The following is a 19110-nucleotide window of genomic DNA, read 5'->3' as shown; positions in this document are numbered from 1 at the left end:
TTTCATCTGGATTCCAACCAGGGAGGACGACCATGGTGACCTATGTCGTGCTGGGAAATTTCACTGATCAGGGAGTCCGCAACGTCAAGGACTCGCCGAAGCGGGCGGAGGCCCTCAAGGAGATGGCCAAGACGTTCGGCGTGACCGTGAAGGAGATCGTCTGGACGCAGGGACGATATGACGTTGTGACGGTTCTCGAGGCTCCGGATGAGGCCGCCGCAATGTCGCTCGGCCTTAGTCTCGGCGCACTCGGCAACGTCCGCACCGAAACGCTGCGCGCGTTCTCGGCAGCGGACATGAAAAATATCGTCAGCAAGATGCTCTGACGCTCAAGGCTGCGCGAGCGCACTGGACTTGGCACTGGACTTGGGATGGTCTCCCGGGAAGAGGGCCTCACGCCCTGATATTGTTGTCCTTCACCACCTTGCCCCAATAGGCGACCTGCTTGTCGAAGAAGGCGGCCGGCAGCACCCGTCGTGTGATCGTCATGGTCCCCTCCCTTTTGATTTTGCTCTTTGTTTTTTGTTCTCGAGCGCTTCAGGTCGTGCCGAAACCCGACCCCGCTTTTTTGTATTCTGGCCGAGGCGGACTGAAAATGTCCAGCACGCGGGCGCCGTCGGGACCGGCGCGCATGGTGTGCGGCACGTTGCCGGGCGTGCGCCAGAAGTCGCCCTTCTTCACCGGGATTTCCTCGTCGCCCTGGACGCGGATCGCCGAGCCGTCGAGCAGCACGCCCCATTGCTCCTCGGGATGATGGTGCAGCGTGCCTTGCGCATGCGGCGCCAGCGTCACCACCGACAGCATCGCCTGCTCGCCGGAGAAGATGCGCGTGGTCACCCCCGCCGCCAGCTCGCGGAAGAGGCCGTCGCTGGCATCGTCGATGTTGTGGAATTCGTCCTTCTGGCTCACGCCATCCTCCCCTTCGTTCCTCTCCGATCAGGACTTGCCGTATGAGCCTTGATAGCGGCCCTCGCGGATCGCCTTCAGCGTCTCCTCCTCGCGCGCGACCTGGGCGCGGACGGCGTCGAGCAGCGCGGCGGCGCCGGCGGCGGGAAACGACACCACGCCGTCCTCGTCGCCGACGATGATGTCGCCGGGGGAGATCACGCTGCCGCCGACGGCAACGGGCACGTTGATCTCGCCGGGGCCGTTCTTGTAGGGGCCGCGATGGATCACCGCACGCGCATAGCAGGGAAAGTCGTCGGCCGCGAACGCCGCGACGTCGCGGATCGCGCCGTCGATGACATAGCCTTCCGCTTTGCGCCACTGCGCGATGTTCTTCATGATCTCGCCGACCAGCGCCCGCGTCTCGTCGCCGCCGCCGTCGACCACGATGACGTCGCCGGGGCCGACCAGTTCGAGCGCGCGGTGGATGGCGAGATTGTCGCCGGGCCGGGTGCGCACGGTGAAAGCCGTCCCCACCAGCTTGCCGCCGCGATGATACGGTCTCAGCCCCACCGCGCCCGGCAACCGGGCGAGATTGTCCGAGATCACCGAGGTCGGCGCGCCGCGGAAGCCCTCGATGATATCGGCCGGCGGCTTCGGCACGCTGTTCGCTGCGATCGTGATCGTCATGTCAGTCCTTCCGTACTCGTCCTACTCATGCGCCTGCGCCTTCGCCGGCCAGATCCGGAAGGCGCGCCCCTCCTTCATCCACGCCGCGCGCTCATCGCGCAACAGCGTGCGGCGGACTTTTCCGGAATCATCGCGCGGCGCGGTATCGACGATCTCGAAGCTTTCCGGATGCTTGTAGCGGCTGAGCCGGTCCTTCAAGAATTCCGCCATGCCGTCGGCGATGGCCTGGCCGTCGGCATCGCCCTCCGGTTCGATGATGGCATGCACGCGCTGGCCCAATTCCGGATCGGGCAAGCCCACCACGACGCACGAACGCACGCCGGGGCAGGCGGAGACCGCAGCCTCCACCTCGGCCGGATAGATGTTGGCGCCGCCGCGCAAGACCATGTCGGCGAGGCGGTCGCCGAGATAGAGATAGCCTTCCGCATCCAACCTGCCGATATCGCCGAGCGACTCCCAGCCGTCGGTGCGGCGTTTCGGCTCGGCGCCGAGATAGTGATAGGTGGCGTCCTTGCCGTCGTTGTTGAGAAAGTAGATCTCGCCGGTCTCGCCCGGCGCGACGTCGTTGCCGTCCTCGCCGATGATGCGCAGGCGCGCCATCTCGCCGATCTTGCCGACCGAGCCCTTGTGCGTCAGCCATTCGGTGCCGGAGATGATGCAGGCGCCCTGCCGCTCGGTGCCGCCATAGAGCTCCCAGATCCGCTCGGGCCCGAGCCAGGCGATCCAGTTCTCCTTCAGCCAGGGCGGCATCGGCGCAGCCATGTGGAAGACGGTCTGCAGGCTCGACACATCGTAGGCGTTGCGCACGTTCTCCGGCAGCGCCCAGATCCGGTGCATCATGGTCGGCACGAAATTGACCCATTGCACGCGCTCGCGTTCGATCTGGCGCAGCGTCTCCTCGGCATCGAACTTGGCAAGGCCTGTGAGCTTGCCGCCGGTGAACAGCGCATAGTGCGACACGATGAACGGCGCATTGTGGTAGAGCGGGCCGGGATTGAGCAGCGAGACTCCGAAGGGGATGTTGAGCGGCGGCGCGGCCACCGTGTCGGTCACCGCCGGCTGGTGATCGAGGATCACCTTGGGACGGCCGGTCGAGCCGCCGGAGGTCATCGCCTTCCAGTAGCGCGCCACCGGGGCATCGAGCGGCTCGTCCGAGAAACCTTCCGGCCCGAAGTCCGCGGGCAGCCGGTTCGGCGCATTCCAGTCGGCCTCGCCGCCAACCACCAGCGCGGGCTTGAGGATGTCGAGCACGGCAGCGGCTTCGCCGCGCGGCAGCCGCCATGACAGCGAGGTCGGCGTTGCCCCGCACTTCCATACCGCAAAGGTGGTCTCGAAGAACGCGTTGCCGTTCGGCAAGCCGATCGCGACAAAATCGCCGGGCTTGACGCCCTTGGCTGCAAAGGCCCGCGCGCGCCGGTTGGCGCCGCGCTCGAGCTCGTCCCATGTCAGCGCGTCCTGCCCGTGACGGATAGCGATCGTGCCATGCGGTTTGCGTTCAGCGTACCAGCGCGGCACGTCGGACAGGGGCAGCAGCATCAGGCGTTTCCACTTCGTCTTCTTGGCGTCACTTCGGGAGTAAGGCGCTCGCGGCATGAGTGTAACAGCCTGCGGGCGCGGCGCTGTGACTCTCGCGCCACGTCAAGCATAAAATGTCAGCATTACAGACATGAAATTCCCTGGTTCCATGGGTGACAAGGCGGCAATAAAGGGGCAAAAATCCGTTTCGACTCAGTCCGGGTTGAGTCTTGCAGGGATTGCTCTCGCAGAATGTCGGCCGTGTCTACATCGCGTCGTGCGGCGCAGCTTTTCGTTACCGCAGCAGGGTTTTTCCTGCTGACGCATGCGCATGCCGAGGCGCAATGGTGGAAGCGCGCGCCGGTTGATTTCGAGGAGTGCGCCGACGCCGCCGAGAAGGCCGCCACCAAGGCCGAGAAGACATCCGCGCTGGCCGATTGCAACGCCAAGTTTGCCGGCCGCCGCAAGCCGGGCGGCGGCTATTCCTATTACGACTTCCTCCAGGATCGCACCTTCGACATCGCCGGCCCCAATCCGACGCCCGAGGAGCAGAAGAAGATCGACGAAGCCTACACTGCCTACCTCGCCCAGCAGCGCCGCAGCAACGAAGCGGCCCAGGCCACTGCCCGCCAGCAGCGCGAGCAGCAGGAGCAACAGGTACGGCAGTTTCAGCAGGTCGCGCTGCGAACCGAGGTCGAGCGCGTGCCTATCCCGGTCGGCCGGCCGAAGGTCCAGCAGGCCGCAGGCCCGAGGCCGAAGGGCGCGCCCTGCACCAAGGGCTCGTTCTCCTGCGAATGGCCGCGGCTGTCGGAAAGCTTGAACGATCTGAAGAAGCTGTTCAACCCGACACCGAGCAAGCCCGCGAAGAAGGGCTGAAGCTGGGACCGTCATTGCGGGCGCGGCGAAGATTCCGGAATCCCTCGCGGAACGACTCTGGATTGCGTCGCTGCGCCCGCAATGACGACGTTGATGCAGTCGCGACGCTATCCCAGCACTGCGGTTCTGGTGAAGGCGGCAGGTGTCATCTCAATTCGTGCGCTTCTTCTTGCGGTGCTTCGGTTTGACCGACGGCGTACTCGCAGGCTCCGCTACTGTCGGCGAACTCCCCAGCTGCGACCGGCTCTCCTGCAATCGCCTGTCATAGCCGGGCGAGTTCACGACCGTCGGCGGCCTCGCACAGGCCAGCGTCGAGGCGCCGCAGAGCGCGGCGATCGCGAGCCCAGCCATCAACCAACGCTTCATCGAGTTCCTCCTTCACACTCACGCCGACCCGCGAATCTGCCGCGGCGTCAGCCGCGGCGGACCGTTGCCGGCCGCCTCGGCTTCCTTGATCAGCGCAACAATGCGGCGCATCAGCGGCACGTCGACACGATTTTGCTCGGCGAGTGCGATGACCGCGCCCTGGAGATAGTCGATCTCGGTCTTGCGGCCCTGCTTCAAATCCTGCCACATCGAGGAGCGCGCCTCGGGATCTATCTTCATCGTGCGTCCCAGGATGGCCTTGAAGATCGCATCCGGCAGCCGCAGCAAGGTCGGAGACCAGCTCATCGGGATCGGCGTTGACGAGACCGGAGCGATGCCGGCGGCCTTCAGCGCAGCCAGCCCTTCCGCCATCTGGTCCGCGAACAGCCTTCGCCAGTCGCGGCTTGCCAATTGCGCGGCGAGCGGCAAGTCCGACAACGCGCTGAGCGCATTGTTCAGATTGATGATCAGCTTGCCCCATTGCACGCCGGTGATGTCACCGCTGGCGCGCACCGTCAGGCCGGCCACCGAGAGCGCGGCGGCCGTGTTCCCCGGATCCTCTCCCACGTGGATGTCGCCGGAGGTCGAGCGGTGGAAACGGCCCTCGCCCATCGCGATCACGTTGAACGGCACCATGCCGGCGAGCACGCGGCGGCCGACGAGACGCTGGCGCAGCGCCGCGACATTGCCGATGCCGTTCTGGAGCGAGACGATGACGGCATCCTGCGGCGCATGCTGCGCGATCTGGTCCGCGACATCGGCGGTGTCGGCGCTCTTCACCGTGACCAGCACGATGCCGGCGCTGTGGAGGACCGCGGGGTCCTCCGATAGCGCGAGCTGACCCGCGCCAAGCCTCGTCTCGCCAAGCCTCGTCTCGGAGCCGTCGAAATCGGTGAGCCGCAGGCCGAACCGTTCGATCTCGGTCTTCACCCGCGGCCGTACCAGGAGCGCAACGCGGCGGCCGGCAGCCGCCAGCATGCCGCCGACGAAACAGCCTATGGCGCCCGCGCCGGCGACTACGATCGGTCGATCCGTATCCACTGACCCCGCTCCCTGAATGACCGGCTTTCGATAGCAGAGGCCAAGGCCCCGCGGCTACGGCGCATCCGCCTTGTAACCGTCATGAGAGCCCCATATGTTCTCGCCCCGGGGGCAGTCAGCGGCGAGCACTCGCCGAACGAGACGCCAAAGGAGAGCACCATGGGTCTACTCGACGTCCTCAATGGCATGCAGAACGGACCGCGCGGCCCCTCTACGCCGAGCTCCGAGAAATCCTCCGGCGGCATGTCGCCGATGACCATGGCGCTGCTCGGCCTGCTCGCCTGGAAGGCGTTCAAGCATATGACCGCAAATCAGTCCGGCGCGGCACCGCAACCGGCGCCGGCGCCTCCGCCGGTGAATGCCGGCGCGGGCGGAGGGCTCGGCGACATTCTCAAAGGCGGCCTCGGCGGCCTGCTCGCGGGCGGCGCGGCCGGAACCGTGCTGAGCGGCGGGCTCGGCGATCTCCTCAACCAGCTCCAGCAGGGCGGCCAGGGCGACGCCGCGAATTCCTGGGTCGGCAAGGGCCAGAACAAGCCGATCGCGCCCGGCGATCTCGCCAGCGCACTCGGCGCCGACCAGATCGAAAGCCTGTCCGCCCAGAGCGGCCTGTCACGCGAGGAACTGCTCTCCGGCCTCAGCCAGTATCTGCCGCAGATGATCGACCATCTGACGCCGGACGGACGACTGCCGACCGAGAACGAGCTGTCGGGACGAATCTGAAGTTCTTGATCTGAGCATGGTCTCTTCGGAGAACCGCGGCACACTTCTCCGGATCATGCTCGAAGCGTTCTCGGGAAGGGGAGCACACTCATGAGCATGGGCGGCCTGTTGTGGATCATCGTCGTCGGCTTCGTCGCCGGCCTCATCGCGCGCTGGCTGGCGCCGGGACCGAACAATCCGAGCGGCTTCATCCTCACCACCATCCTCGGCATCGCCGGCGCATTTCTGGCGACCTTCATCGGCCAGGCCATCGGCCACTACAGTCCCGACCAGGGCGCCGGCTTCATCATGGCCACGGTCGGCGCGGTGGTGGTGCTGTTCATCTGGCACCGGCTGGTGGCGAGCGGCGTGATCAAGGGGTAGCGCCTCTTCGCGTTGAAGTCGGCACACTACCGCGTCGCCGTCATGCCCGGGCTTGACCCGGGCATCCACGTCTTTCTATCCGCGCGGCAACACGTGGATGGCCGGGTCAAGCCGGGTCAAGCCCGGCCATGACGTGGAGAGAGCACAGCACCAATCACGTAATCAGATGCATCCCCGCATCCATGCGCACGACCTCGCCGGTCATGTTGCTGGAGGCCGGCATCGCCAGGAAGCAGACGAGCTGCGCGATGTCTTCTGCGGTCGACGCGACCTTCAGCGGCACCTTCGCCACCACGCTGTCGCGCACCTGCTTGGCTCCGGCCTCGCCGCGGCCCTTGGTGAACCAGGGGGTATCGATATAGCCCGGGCATACCGTGTTGACGCGGATCAGCGGCGCCAGCGCGCGGGACAGCGACAACGTCATGGTGTTGAGTGCGCCCTTGCTCGCGGCGTACGCAATCGACGAGCCGACACCGCTGATGCCGGCCACCGAGGACACGTTGACCACTGCGGAAGGCCGCCCGGAAGCCTTCGCGCCCGCCTCGAGCAGGCTGCGCGCCGCGCGCACCATCTGGAACGGGCCGATGGTGTTGACGCCGTAGACCCGCTGGAAATCCTCCGCCGACAATCCGTCGAGATCGGCGTGAGCGACGTGCTTGGTGGTGCCGGCATTGTTGACGAGGATATCGAGCCGGCCCCAGGCGCTGGCGGCAGCCACGATCTTGCGGCAATCCTCATCTTTGGAAACGTCGCCCTGCGCGACCAGGACTTCGGCCGCACCGGCCTTGCGGCAGAGTTCGGCCGTGGCCTCGGCCTCCTTCTGGCTCGACGAATAGTTGATAACGAGCCGTGCCCCGCTCCGCGCGAGAATCTCCGCAGTCGCTGCGCCAAGACCGGAGGCGGACCCCGTCACGATTGCGCACAAACTGTCCTTTGCCATCCCGAATTCCTTCCCCTGTTCCGACGTTGATGTTCTCTTTAGCGAGTTTGCCGCGCCCTGCAAATCGAGCAAACTCCGCTAAGCGGAATTAGCCTCCTATTGTCCTTGCGCCCATGCCCGCGCCGCAGGTTGATCTGCGATCAACGCTTGTCAGGGCCATGGCTTTTTCTGATCATCCGGCGCAAGAAGAAGCTGCGCGCCGGCCCAGGGAGGCGGGACGCGCCAATGGCAAGACACGGGGAACGCTGTGGCGGAGAGTGACAATATCGTCGTCGAGACCGCGGAGAAAATCTTCGCCGATCTCGCCGACCCGCAAACCATCAACAACGACAGGAAGGGTTCGTGGCAAGCGCCGCTGTGGCAGGCGCTGAGCGAGGCGGGCCTGCCATTGTCATGGGTGCCCGACGACCTCGGCGGCTCCGGCGCTAGCCTTGCCGATGGCTTTGCGCTGCTGAACGCCGCCGGCCGTTTCGCGGTCGCGGTACCCCTGGCCGAGACCATGCTGGCGGGTTGGCTGCTGGCGCAGGCCAGGATCGCCTCGCCCGAAGGCGAGATGACCGTGCTGCCGGGATCGCCGAAGGACCGCGTCGCCCTCGATGCCGACGGCGCTCTCTCCGGCCGCGCCCGCGGCGTGCCGTTCGCGAAGACAGCGAAGCACTTCGCGGTGCTGGCGCACGGCAAGGATGGCGTTTCCATCGCGCTGGTCGATGCGACCAAGGCGCGGATCGAGGCCGGGCTGAATGTCGGCTACGACCACAGTGACACCGTGACGCTCGACAAAGTCCAGCCCGTCACTCTCAAGCCCGCGCCGAAAGGTTTTGACCAGACCACGCTGATGCTGATGGGCGGCGTCGCGCGCAGCCTTCAGATCGCAGGTGCGCTGGAATCCATGCTCGACATCTCCGTGCGCTATTCCAACGAGCGCGTCGCCTTCGAGAAGAAGATCTCGAAATTCCAGGCGGTGCAGCACAATCTCGCGCGCCTTGCCGGCGAGTCCGCCGCGGCGCTTGCGGCGGCGACGTCTGCCGCCGATGCCATTGCGAACGCAAAGGCGTTCGACGACGAGGTCTACCTCGAAGCCGCCTCCGCCAAGATCCGCTGCGCGGAAGCAGCCGAGAAAGGCGGCGGCATCGCCCATCAGGTCCACGGCGCGATCGGCTTCACCATGGAGCATATCCTGCACCGCTATTCGCTGCGGGCGCTGGCCTGGCGCGACGATTTCGGCTCGGAAAGCCATTGGGCCGTCGAGCTCGGCAAGCTGGTCGCAAACCGCGGCGCCGACGAATTGTGGCCGCTCGTGGCGTCGCGCTGATCAGGAGACGAGACAACAATGACCGCTGCCCTCCGTTTCGATCCGATCCGCCTGCCGGAGAAATGCGAGCAATTGCGCAAGGAAGTACGCGCCTTCCTCGCCGAGGAAATCGCCGCCGGCACCTTCGATCCGCACAAGCCCAACCGCGAGGATACCGACGCGCCGGAATTTTCCCGCCGGGTCGGCGCGAAGGGTTGGCTGGGGATGACCTGGCCGAAGAAATATGGCGGCCAGGAACGCTCCTTCCTCGAACGCTACGTCGTGACCGAGGAGATGCGCGTCGCCAACGCGCCGACGCGGCGCTTCTTCGTCGCCGACCGCCAGAGCGGGCCGGTGCTTCTGAAATACGCGCCGGAGCACATCAAGATGGACATCCTGCCGCGCATCTGCCGCGGCGAGATCTGCTTTGCCATCGGCATGAGCGAGCCGAACTCCGGCTCCGACCTGTTCGCGGCGAAGACGCGCGCGACCAGGACCGACGGCGGCTATCTCATCAACGGCACCAAGATCTGGACCTCGTCGGCGCATATCGCCGACTACATGATCGCAATCTTCCGGACCTCGCCGCCGACCAAGGAAAACCGCCGCCACGGCCTGACCCAGTTCCTGGTCAAGATGAAGCAGCCGGGCATCAAGGTGAACCCGATCGGCCAGATCACCGGCCAATACGAGTTCAACGAGGTCGTCTTCACCGACCACTTCATTCCCGACGATCACGTGCTCGGCGAGGTCGACGGCGCCTGGAAGCAGGCGACGAGCGAGCTCGCCTACGAGCGCTCGGGCCCCGAGCGCTTCCTCGAGACCTATTACGTGCTGACCGAGCTGGTGCGCGCAGTCGGCCCCAATCCGGACACGCGCAGCGCCGAGGGCATCGGACGCCTGGTGGCGCAGCTCCACACCATGCGGCGCATGTCGGTCTCGGTCGCCGGCATGCTCGAGGCCGGCAAGGAGCCGGTGGTCGAGGCCTCCATCGTCAAGGACATCGGCACCGTCTGGGAGCAGCAGCTGCCGCATCGCGTGCGCGATCTCGCCGCCTTTGTCGAGGAGACCGCGAGCAACCGCGAGACGCTGGAGCGGCAGCTCGACTTCGCCATCAAGACCGCGCCGAAACTCACCATCCAGGGCGGCACCACCGAGGTGCTGCGCGGCATCATCGCCCGCGGACTTGGCTTGCGCTAGTCGCGCGGATGTGGCTTGCGCCAGCCCCGCGGACGGGACTTGCGCCAATTCAAACGAGGACCACCATGAGCACCTACAAGGATATCGGCGTCGAGAAGGTCGGGCATGTCGGCACCATCGACATCCGCCGCCCGCCGCTCAACTTCTTCGACATCTCGCTGATCAACCAGATCGCGGATGCGCTCGAAGAGTTCGATCGCGACATCGAGATCCGTGCGTCCGTGCTCTCCGCGCAGGGCAAGGCGTTCTGCGCCGGCGCCAATTTTGGGGATCCGGCGCGGCAGGCGCAGGAGGCGCGCGAGGCCGAGAAGAAAGGCGACCCCGCCGACAGTCTCGGCCCGATCAACCATCTCTACATCCAGGCCGTACGCATCTTCCGCGCCAAGAAGCCGATCGTCGCCGCCGTGCAGGGTGCCGCCATCGGCGGCGGGCTCGGGCTCGCGGTGTCGGCCGATTTCCGCGTCACCTGCCCCGAGGCGCGCTTCTCCGCGAACTTCACCAAGCTCGGCTTCCATCCCGGCTTCGGCCTCACCGTGACGCTGCCCGAACTGATCGGCAAGAACAACGCAGAGCTGATGTTCTACACCAGCCGCCGCGTCACCGGCGAAGAGGCCTACAAATGGGGCCTCGCCAACGAGCTGGTGCCGCAGGACCAGGTGAAATCGGCCGCGATGAAGCTCGCCGGCGAGATCGCCGAATGCTCCCCGCTCGGCCTGCTCTCGACCCGCGCCACGATGCGCGCCGGCCTCGCCGACCGCGTGATGGCCGCGACCAACCACGAGCTCGCCGAGCAGACGCGCCTACGTGCGACGGAGGACTTCAAGGAAGGCGTGAAGGCGACGGAAGAACGGCGGGCCGCGAACTTCAAGGGAAGGTGACGCGCCGTACCACACCAGCGCCGCCACAATTTCTCTGTCGTCCCTGCGAAAGCAGGGATCTCCATAACCACAGGGAGAGATTGCAGCGCAAAGCTGTTCACCGCGAGTCTTCGCCAAATCACTCCCTGTGGTGATGGGTCTCGGATCGGCGCTTCGCTTGTCCGGGACCACTGCGGTGGGTGTGGCAGCAGCTCAGGCGGCAAGCCGGAACGTCACGCCGCCGAGCAGAAACTCGTTCCCCGCGACCGCTAGCCCCTTCGCCTTGGCGGCATGCAGCACACGCGCGACGTCAGCCACCCGAAACTCCAGCGCACTCATGATCTCGCCGGCGCCCTTGACGAAGCGGAACGTCGCGTTCGGCAGCTTCAGTTCGGCATCGCCACTCGGCGCAACGCCGATGATCCTGCCCCAGTGCTCCGCCAGCCCTGCCGGATCCGGGCTCTGCATCTCCACCGCCGTCAGTGCCTGCGTCACGTCCTTGCGAATGAATTTTTGCCAATCCGGTCCCGCCGGCGGATAGGCGCCCAGAATGTCATCACTGCCTTCGGTGTGATTGAACTCGATGAAGGCGGCGCGGCAGTCGCGCGGGTGGAGCTGGACGCCGTGATAGGGCACATGGTCGATGACGTTGGCGGTGCGAACGCCGAGGGCGTTGGCGTTGCGGCCGCGCTCGTCCGGATCATCGCAGCAGAAGATCGCCATATAGCCGCCGCGGCCGCCGGTCTTCTCGATGAAGCGGCCGGCGGTGGTGCCGTCCTTGAAGGGTGCCACCACCTCCAGCAAAATCGTGTCGACCGGGAGCAGCGCGTTCTCCAGGCCGTACTTCGCGACATTGCCGTCGCGGTAGCAGACGGAAAGGCCCATGATCTCCGCGATGTCGGAAATGACGGGCGCGAGCTGCGGCGCGACCAGGCAGATCTGCCGCAGCCGCATATAGGACGCCATCGTCATGCGCCCTTGAATGTCGGCTTGCGCTTCTCGACGAAGGCCTTGGCGGCCTCCTTGTGGTCCTCGGTGTCGCCGCAGCGGGTGTGATGGATCGCCTCGCCGTCGAAACAATCCTCCAGCGCCAGATGCTCGGCGTTGTTGATGTTGCGCTTGATGAAGCCGAGCGCGATCGACGGGCCCTGCGCCAGCGATAGCGCGAGCTCGTGGGCGGCGGCGTCGATCTCGGCGTCGGGGACGACCTTTGTCACCATGCCGATCGCATGCGCTTCCCTGGCAGTCAGCACCGGCGACATCAGATAGAGCTCGCGCGCCCGCGCGCTGCCGAGCAGCTGGGTCAGGAAATAGGTGCCGCCGTAATCGCCGGAGAAGCCGACTTTTGCAAAAGCGGTGGTGATCTTGCAGGATTCGGCGGCGATGCGCAGGTCGCAGGACAGCGCCATCGACAGGCCCGCGCCGGCGGCGGCACCATCGAGCTGCGCCACCACGGGCTTCGGCATCTGATGCAGGATGCGCGAGACCTCCATGCCGCGCCGCAGATTCGCAAGCTTCTGCTCGAACGGCAACGGCGCGCGGCCGGCCGCCATCGACTTGACGTCGCCGCCGACACAAAAGGAGCCGCCCGCGCCCTTGAACAGCACCGCCCGCACCTCGGGATCGTCGGCCGCGCGCCGGGCCGCTTCGACCAGCCCGGCGACCATGTCCGGATTGAGCGCGTTCTTCCGCTCCGGGCGGTTCATCGTGATGGTGAGCAGCCCGCCTTCGAGCTTCTGCAGGACCATGTCGTTGCTCACAGGACGTCTCCCTTGTTGTTATGTCCTCCGTCGTTCCGGGGCTCGCAAAGCGAGAACCCGGAACCTCGAGATCCCGGGCACGCTTCGCGCCCCGGGATGACGGCGTGACTGCGTCACGCCGTCATTTCTTCACCAGCGGGCAGCGCGACTGCTCGAGTGACTGGAACGCCTCGTTGCCGGGCACGGTGGCGAGCAGCTTGTAATCGTCCCAGCGGCCCTTGGACTCCGACGGCTTCTTCACCTCGAACAGGTACATGTCGTGAATCATGCGGCCGTCCTCGCGGATCTTGCCATTCTTCGCGAAGAAGTCGTTGATCGGCGTCTCCTTCATCACCTTCATCACCGCCGCGGCGTCGGTCGTGCCGGCGGCCTTCACGGCCTTCAGGTAGTGTGTGACGGAGGAATAGACGCCGGCCTGCGCCGAGGTCGGCACCCGCTTGGTGCGCTCCATGAAGCGCTTCGAGAATGCGCGCGTGTCGTCGTTGAGGTCCCAGTAGAACGCCTCGGCGAGCAACAGGCCCTGCGCGGTCTCGAGCCCGATCGAGTCGATGTCGGAGACGAAGGCGAGCAGCGGCGAGACCTTCTGGCCGCCCTTGGTGATGCCGAACTCGGCCGCCTGCTTGATGGCGTTGACGGTGTCGCCGCCGGCATTCGCAAGCCCGATCACCTTGGCCTTGGAGGCCTGGGCCTGAAGCAGGAACGACGAAAAGTCCGACGTGTTGAGCGGATGGCGCACGCTGCCGAGCACCTTGCCGCCGGTCTTGGTCACGACATTGCTGGTGTCCTTCTCCAGATCCTGGCCGAAGGCGTAATCGGCGGTGAGGAAGAACCAGGTGTCGAGGCCCGACTTCACCGCCGCCAGGCCGGTCACGTTGGCCTGGCCGAAGGTGTCGAACACGTAGTGGATGGTGTAGGGGCCGCAGGCCTCGTTGGTGAGACGGATCGAGCCCGGACCGTTGAACATGATGATCTTGTTGCGCGCCTTGGCGATCTCGCCGGCGGCCAGCGCGGTCGCGGAGGCCGCGACATCGTAGATCATCTCGACGCCCTGGTTGTCGAGCATGTCGCGAGCGATGTTGGCGGCGAGATCGGCCTTGTTCTGATGGTCGGCCGCGAGCACCTGGATCTTGCGCCCCAGCACCTCGCCGCCAAAATCCTCGACGGCCATCTTGGCCGCGGTCTCGCTGCCGGGACCCGTGATGTCGGCATAGAGGCTCGACATGTCGAGGATGCCGCCGATCTTCAGCGGCGGCTTGTCCTGAGCCTGCGCGGCGCTCGCATTGAGGGCAAACGCGGCGGCAAAAATGCCGGACAGAATATGCTTCATCGAAAAGACCTCCCTTATCGCGCCGTACTCTGATGGCGGCTTGGTTATTGCTCTTGGCTATAGCTCTTGGCTACAGCTGTTCGCTATCGCTATTGCCGCAATCATGGCGCATGCGCAACAGCGCAGCAAGCGCGCGGACGTTGCGAGAGCAGAATTGCCGCGCATGTTTTCCGCAAAGCGGAATGGTGGAGTGTGGTATCCTGCTTCCACGTCATTGCGAGTTTAGCACCGGCCGAGGGCCGACCCCTCTTGATATAACGGCCGGATCTTTCCGCAGAGACTGGATTGCTTCGTCGCTTCGCTCCTCGCAATGACAGAGCATGACAAAGCCTCTTCGCGACCCGCTGCGCGTGAGTTAAGGTTGGCACGCAATGCAACCTCTCCGGGTCACGTGACGCGACTGCTTCACCTCATCGTCGCATTTCTCATTGTCGCGGATCGCACCGCGTTTGCGACGCCCTGCCAATTCGAATCCCAAGGTGAAGGCCGCGTCGCCGCCATCGTTGATGCACGCAGCCTGCGTCTCGACGACGGTCGCGAAATCCGTCTCATGGGAATCGAGCCGACGGCGACCACGAAGCAGGCGCTGGCATCGCTGCTGGCCGGCCGCGACGTGACGCTGCGGAGCGCTGACGACACGCCCGACCGCTACGGCCGCCAGGGCGCGCTGATCTTCGTCGGCGAAAGCGAGGTCTCGGTACAGGCCATGCTGCTCGCCCAGGGCGACGCCATGGTCTCCGCCGAGATCACCGACAAGGACTGCGCGGCCGCCCTGATGGCGTCCGAAGCCGTGGCACGGCACAAAAAAATGGGCAGCTGGGCTGACCCGTCGGCCATAAAAAACGCGGAAAGTCCGGACGATATTTTGGCGGAGATCGGGCGCTTTACGGTGGTCGAGGGCAAGGTCCTGTCGGTCCGGCAAGCTGGGGCAACGACCTACCTCAACTTCGGACGGAACTGGACACGCGGCTTTGCCGCGACTATTTCAAAGCGCACGCTACCGGCGTTCGAAAGCGCCGGCATCGCACTTAAGTCCTTGGAGAATCGGCGTATTCGAGTTCGGGGCTGGGTGGAGGGGAATACGGGGCCACGGATCGATGTGCGCCTCGTGGGGCAGGTCGAGTTGCTGGGCGCAAACGAGCCGACTGGGGTAAGGCCTTAAAACGGCCAGGCACGGGTTAAGCGACGTGGATGGGGTGCTAGAACGGCACGTACGAAGTGAACGCCGCCGCCTGCGGGCTGCGCCGGCAGCGCTTTGCCTCGTCCTGGGCACCTCGCTCGCCGGTTGTGGCGACATGGGCCGGTTCCAGACCGGGGCGGCCCCGGCCACCGTCGTGATGCCGAAGCCGAAGCCGGCCGTCGCCCAAACCCCGGCCACCGAGAAGGAGCACGAGCGCATCCTGGCGAGCTATGGCGGGACCTATGACGATCCCAAGCTCGAGGCGCTCGTCAGCAAGACCGTCGACCGGCTGGTCGCGGCTTCCGACCGTCCCGACCAGGGCTACAAGGTCACCATCCTCAATTCGGGGGCGGTGAACGCCTTCGCGTTGCCGAACGGCCAGCTCTACGTCACGCGCGGACTTCTTGCGCTTGCGAGCGATACGTCCGAATTGTCCTCCGTGCTCAGTCACGAGATGGCGCATGTGCTGTCCAAGCACGCCGCGATGCGCGAGGATCAGGCCCGCCAGGCCGCGATCGTCACCCGTGTCGTCACCGACATGAGCAACGATCCCGATCTCACCGCGCTCGCGCTGGCCAAGACCAAGCTCACCATGGCGAGCTTCTCGCGCAAGCAGGAGATCGAGGCCGACGGCATCGGGGTCGGCATTTCCGCCCGCGCGCATTTCGACCCCTACGGCGCAGCGCGCTTCCTCTCGGCGATGGAGCGCAATGCCGAACTGAAGGCCGGCAAAAGCTCGCTCGATCCGCGCGCGCAGGATTTCACCTCGTCGCATCCGGCGACGCCCGAACGGGTGCAGAACGCGCAGAATATCGCGCGGCAATACACTGCGCCGGAGGGCGCCGAGCGCGACCGCGAAAGCTACCTCGCTGCGATCGACAACCTCGTCTATGGCGAAGACCCCAGCGAAGGTTTTGTCCGTGGCCGGCGTTTCCTGCATCCGAAGCTCGGCTTCACCTTCCAGGCGCCGGACAATTTCACGCTCGACAATACCGCGCAGGCCGTGATCGGCGTGCGCGAGGGCGGCGCACAGGCGATGCGCTTCGACGTCGTGCGCGTGCCGGCCGAACAATCGCTCGGCGACTACCTCAATTCCGGCTGGATGGAAGGCGTCGAGAAGGCGTCGACCGGGGATCTGACGATCAACGGGTTTCCGGCGGCGTCCGCCACCGCCAAGGGCGAACAGTGGCAGTTCAAGGTCTATGCGCTGCGCTTCGGCAGCGACGTCTACCGCTTCATCTTCGCGACGCGGCAGAAATCGACCGAGAGCGAGCGCAACGCGCGCGAGACCGTCAACTCATTCCGTCGCCTGACTCTCGACGAGATCCAGGCCGCGCGCCCGCTGCGCATCAAGGTCATCACCGTGCAGCCCGGCGACACCGTGGAATCGCTCTCCCACCGCATGGACGGCGTCGATCATCCCGCCGAGCGCTTCCGCGTGCTGAACGGCCTCGACCGCACCGCGCAGGTGAAGGTGCGCGACCGGGTGAAGATCGTGGCGGATTGAGCCAACGGTCGGCGCCGTAGGGTGGGCAAAGCGCAAGCGTGCCCACCATCCCTCAATTATAGCGACAGGTGGTGGGCACGGCGCGATGCGCCTTTGCCCACCCAACGACACCTGTGATGTGGCTACTGCTCGAGCCTCAGCGCCCGGCATCCATGTCGCCCGCCTCGCGCTGGCCGCTGAGCCAGAGCGCGAGCAGGGTCCAGAACGCGCCGGACAGGAGATACGCACCCGAGGCGATGACGCCGAGATTGGTCGCGAGCAGCAGCGCGACGAGCGGGGCGAAGCCGGCGCCGAACAGCCAGGCCATGTCCGAGGTCAATGCCGAAGCCGTGTAGCGGTAGGCCTGCCGGAAGTTCGAGGCGATCGCGCCGGAGGACTGGCCGAAGGACAGGCCGAGAAGGATGAATCCGATCACCATGTAGATGGTCTCGCCGAACGCGCCGGCATCGAGCAATTGCGGGGCAAAGCCGCTGTAGATCGCGATCGCGATCGCCGATCCCATCAAGAGCGACTTGCGGCCGACGCGGTCGGCGATGATGCCGGAGATCACGATCGCGGCGACGCCGAACACGGCGGCGACGATCTCGATGATCAGGAAGCGCACCGGGCTTTCGCGGGTGAACAGGAACACCCAGGACAACGGAAACACCGTGACCATGTGGAACAGCGCGAAGCTCGCCAGCGGCGCGAACGCTCCCAGCATGATGTTCTGGCCTTCGCGCGCGACGGTCTCGGAGATGCGCGAGGGCTGCAATTCGCGGGTCTCGAACAGCGAGGCATATTCCTCGGTCGTCACCATGCGCAGGCGCGCGAACAGCGCCACGACGTTGATCGCGAAGGCGACGAAGAACGGATAGCGCCAGCCCCAGTCGAAGAAATCGTCGGCCGACAGATTGCCGGCGAAATAGGCGAACAGCGCGCTCGCCACGATCAGTCCGAGCGGAGCGCCGAGCTGCGGCACCATCGCGTACCAGCCGCGCTTGGAGGCCGGCGCATTCAGCGCCAGCAGCGAGGCCATGCCGTCCCAGGCGCCGCCCCAGGCCAGACCCTGCGCGATACGCGCCAGCGCCAGCAGCCAGATCGCGGCGACGCCGATCTCGCGATAGCCGGGCAGGAACGCGAGCGCCACTGTGGCGGTGCCGAGCAGGAACAGCGCCGACACCAGCTTGGCCGTCTTGCCGTAACTCCGGTCGATCGTCATGAAAATGACGGTGCCGATCGGCCGGGCCATGAAGGCCAGCGCGAAGATCATGAAGGAATAGAGGGTGCCGGTCAGCTCGCTCGCGAACGGGAACACCAGGCGCGGGAACACGATCACCGAGGCGATCGCGAAGACGAAGAAGTCGAAGAATTCCGAGGTGCGGCCGATGATGACGCCGATGGCGATCTCGCCGGGACTGGCCTGGTCGTGGCCGTGCTCGCCCGTGTGGAGATCTGCCATTGTGGGGGTCTGTGCCGTCGCCATTCGTGCGCCCTTAACGTCCTGAAAACCAAAGCCGACCGCCCGGCGGGGGCACAGGCAATCCCGCCCTGTCTGACCCAACATCCCGCACCGCAACATTGGACAAATTGTCCAATGTCCGGATTGTTGCGCCGCAGCTACCCGTTGGCTCCGCAAAGGAAACTCATTCTCAAAGGCTCGGCCCGTGTCTCGTCTCAAGATCCTGGCGCTACTACCTCTGGCTGCCGCACTCAGCGGCTGCGACTACGTCGTGCTGGCGCCAGCCGGCGACATCGCTGCCCAGCAGCGCGACCTCGTCATCATCTCCACCGTCCTGATGCTCCTGATCGTCCTCCCCGTGATGGCGCTAACGGTGCTGTTCGCCTGGCGCTACCGCCAGTCCAACGCTTCGGCTCGCTATGAGCCGGAATGGGACCATTCGACCAAGCTCGAACTGGTGATCTGGTCGGCGCCGCTGCTGATCATCGTCTGCCTGGGCGCGCTGACCTGGATGGGCACGCATCTGCTCGACCCCTATCGCACCCTCGGCCGCATCCATGCCGACCGCGCCGTGGACCAGTCCAAGGCCCCGCTCGAAGTCGATGTCGTAGCACTCGACTGGAAGTGGCTGTTCATCTATCCGGACTACGGCATTGCCACCGTCAACGAGCTGGCCGCGCCCGTCGATCGTCCGATCAACTTCCGCATCACCGCGTCCTCGGTGATGAATTCGTTCTACATCCCCGCGCTCGCCGGCCAGATCTACGCGATGCCGGGCATGGAGACCAAGCTCCACGCCGTCGTCAATCACGCCGGCACCTACAAGGGGTTCTCGGCGAATTACAGCGGTTCCGGCTTCTCCGGCATGCACTTCGACTTCCAGGGTCTCGACGACAAGGGCTTTGACGCCTGGATCGCCGGCGCCAGGTCGGCCGGCGGCTCGCTCGGCCGCGCGGAATATCTCCAGCTCGAAAAGCCCAGCCAGAACGAGCCGGTGCGGCGCTGGGGCGCCGTCGATGCCGATCTCTACCGCCTGATCCTCAACATGTGCGTCGAGACCGGCAAGATGTGCCAGAGCGAGATGATGGCGATCGACGCCAAGGGCGGCGCCGGCCATCAGGGCCTGACCAACACGCTGCCGCTCACTTACG

20 protein-coding genes are annotated in these 19110 nt (G+C 65.6%); 10 read left to right on the top strand and 10 right to left on the bottom strand.

Features of this window, described 5'->3' with window-relative positions; all coding sequences use genetic code 11:
• The first annotated feature begins 32 nt into the window (after positions 1–32).
• Entirely contained in the window at positions 33–326 is a 294-nt protein-coding gene (locus tag IC50_RS19290; protein ID WP_035708287.1) for a GYD domain-containing protein, read from the top strand.
• A 211-nt stretch (positions 327–537) separates the two neighbouring features.
• On the opposite strand, the gene IC50_RS19285 is transcribed toward IC50_RS19290, so the two are convergent.
• From IC50_RS19285 to IC50_RS19275, 3 genes are read right to left on the bottom strand one after another with little or no spacing between them, the layout of a single operon-like run.
• Positions 538–909 carry a dimethylsulfonioproprionate lyase family protein gene (locus tag IC50_RS19285; RefSeq protein WP_035708285.1) on the bottom strand — a complete coding sequence of 124 codons (372 nt, stop codon included), beginning with the start codon at positions 907–909 and terminating at the stop codon, positions 538–540.
• A gap of 27 nt (positions 910–936) precedes the next feature.
• Entirely contained in the window at positions 937–1575 is a 639-nt protein-coding gene (locus IC50_RS19280; RefSeq protein WP_035708283.1) for an RraA family protein, read from the bottom strand.
• 21 nt (positions 1576–1596) lie between these two features.
• Entirely contained in the window at positions 1597–3111 is a 1515-nt protein-coding gene (locus tag IC50_RS19275) for an AMP-binding protein (protein ID WP_035708281.1), read from the bottom strand.
• 231 nt (positions 3112–3342) lie between these two features.
• Here IC50_RS19275 and IC50_RS19270 point away from each other — a divergent pair, with 231 nt between their 5' ends.
• Positions 3343–3966: a hypothetical protein gene (locus tag IC50_RS19270; RefSeq protein WP_035708280.1), complete on the top strand. Its 624-nt coding sequence runs from the start codon at positions 3343–3345 to the stop codon at positions 3964–3966.
• 150 nt (positions 3967–4116) lie between these two features.
• On the opposite strand, the gene IC50_RS19265 is transcribed toward IC50_RS19270, so the two are convergent.
• On the bottom strand, positions 4117–4332 hold the full coding sequence (locus IC50_RS19265; RefSeq protein ID WP_035708278.1) for a hypothetical protein: 216 nt from the start codon (positions 4330–4332) through the stop codon (positions 4117–4119).
• An 18-nt stretch (positions 4333–4350) separates the two neighbouring features.
• Positions 4351–5373, bottom strand: a complete 1023-nt coding sequence (locus tag IC50_RS19260; RefSeq protein WP_035708276.1) for a 2-dehydropantoate 2-reductase — start codon at positions 5371–5373, stop codon at positions 4351–4353.
• Between the two features lie 159 nt (positions 5374–5532).
• On the opposite strand from IC50_RS19260, the gene IC50_RS19255 reads away from it, so the two are divergent.
• Positions 5533–6093 carry a YidB family protein gene (locus tag IC50_RS19255; protein WP_035708274.1) on the top strand — a complete coding sequence of 187 codons (561 nt, stop codon included), beginning with the start codon at positions 5533–5535 and terminating at the stop codon, positions 6091–6093.
• Between the two features lie 90 nt (positions 6094–6183).
• Positions 6184–6456: a GlsB/YeaQ/YmgE family stress response membrane protein gene (locus IC50_RS19250; RefSeq protein WP_007599301.1), complete on the top strand. Its 273-nt coding sequence runs from the start codon at positions 6184–6186 to the stop codon at positions 6454–6456.
• A 154-nt stretch (positions 6457–6610) separates the two neighbouring features.
• Here the strand turns inward: IC50_RS19250 and IC50_RS19245 are convergent, their stop codons facing one another.
• Entirely contained in the window at positions 6611–7396 is a 786-nt protein-coding gene (locus IC50_RS19245) for an SDR family NAD(P)-dependent oxidoreductase (protein WP_035708270.1), read from the bottom strand.
• A 247-nt stretch (positions 7397–7643) separates the two neighbouring features.
• Between IC50_RS19245 and IC50_RS19240 the strand changes: the two genes are divergently transcribed.
• The 3 genes from IC50_RS19240 to IC50_RS19230 all read left to right on the top strand — a co-directional run bounded on the left by IC50_RS19240 (position 7644) and on the right by IC50_RS19230 (position 10765).
• The gene (locus IC50_RS19240) at positions 7644–8708 is read left to right on the top strand and encodes an acyl-CoA dehydrogenase family protein (protein WP_035708269.1); all 1065 of its coding nucleotides are present in this window, start codon (positions 7644–7646) and stop codon (positions 8706–8708) included.
• 18 nt (positions 8709–8726) lie between these two features.
• Positions 8727–9887 (top strand): acyl-CoA dehydrogenase family protein, encoded by a 1161-nt coding sequence (locus IC50_RS19235; RefSeq protein ID WP_035675223.1) that lies wholly within the window; start codon positions 8727–8729, stop codon positions 9885–9887.
• A 65-nt stretch (positions 9888–9952) separates the two neighbouring features.
• Positions 9953–10765: an enoyl-CoA hydratase/isomerase family protein gene (locus IC50_RS19230; protein ID WP_035708267.1), complete on the top strand. Its 813-nt coding sequence runs from the start codon at positions 9953–9955 to the stop codon at positions 10763–10765.
• Positions 10766–10957: 192 nt separating this feature from the next.
• Here the strand turns inward: IC50_RS19230 and IC50_RS19225 are convergent, their stop codons facing one another.
• The 3 genes from IC50_RS19225 to IC50_RS19215 all read right to left on the bottom strand — a co-directional run bounded on the left by IC50_RS19225 (position 10958) and on the right by IC50_RS19215 (position 13831).
• Positions 10958–11710 carry a hypothetical protein gene (locus IC50_RS19225; protein ID WP_035708265.1) on the bottom strand — a complete coding sequence of 251 codons (753 nt, stop codon included), beginning with the start codon at positions 11708–11710 and terminating at the stop codon, positions 10958–10960.
• A gap of 2 nt (positions 11711–11712) precedes the next feature.
• Positions 11713–12504 (bottom strand): enoyl-CoA hydratase, encoded by a 792-nt coding sequence (locus IC50_RS19220; protein WP_085973855.1) that lies wholly within the window; start codon positions 12502–12504, stop codon positions 11713–11715.
• 121 nt (positions 12505–12625) lie between these two features.
• The gene (locus tag IC50_RS19215; protein ID WP_035708263.1) at positions 12626–13831 is read right to left on the bottom strand and encodes an ABC transporter substrate-binding protein; all 1206 of its coding nucleotides are present in this window, start codon (positions 13829–13831) and stop codon (positions 12626–12628) included.
• 310 nt (positions 13832–14141) lie between these two features.
• Between IC50_RS19215 and IC50_RS19210 the strand changes: the two genes are divergently transcribed.
• Positions 14142–14993, top strand: a complete 852-nt coding sequence (locus IC50_RS19210) for a thermonuclease family protein (RefSeq protein WP_081492470.1) — start codon at positions 14142–14144, stop codon at positions 14991–14993.
• A 133-nt stretch (positions 14994–15126) separates the two neighbouring features.
• Positions 15127–16518 (top strand): M48 family metalloprotease, encoded by a 1392-nt coding sequence (locus tag IC50_RS19205; RefSeq protein ID WP_244429612.1) that lies wholly within the window; start codon positions 15127–15129, stop codon positions 16516–16518.
• Between the two features lie 136 nt (positions 16519–16654).
• On the opposite strand, the gene IC50_RS19200 is transcribed toward IC50_RS19205, so the two are convergent.
• Complete coding sequence (locus IC50_RS19200) at positions 16655–17983, bottom strand: MFS transporter (RefSeq protein WP_035708261.1); 1329 nt, start codon at positions 17981–17983, stop codon at positions 16655–16657.
• 181 nt (positions 17984–18164) lie between these two features.
• On the opposite strand from IC50_RS19200, the gene cyoA reads away from it, so the two are divergent.
• The coding region (gene cyoA, locus IC50_RS19195; protein WP_035708259.1) for a ubiquinol oxidase subunit II at positions 18165–19110 on the top strand (946 nt) is incomplete at its 3' end.

Source organism: Bradyrhizobium genomosp. I (2014) (genome assembly GCF_000261685.1).
In the GTDB taxonomy this organism is placed as follows: Bacteria; Pseudomonadota; Alphaproteobacteria; order Rhizobiales; family Xanthobacteraceae; genus Bradyrhizobium.
This window is presented reverse-complemented; position numbering and strand designations above follow the sequence as displayed.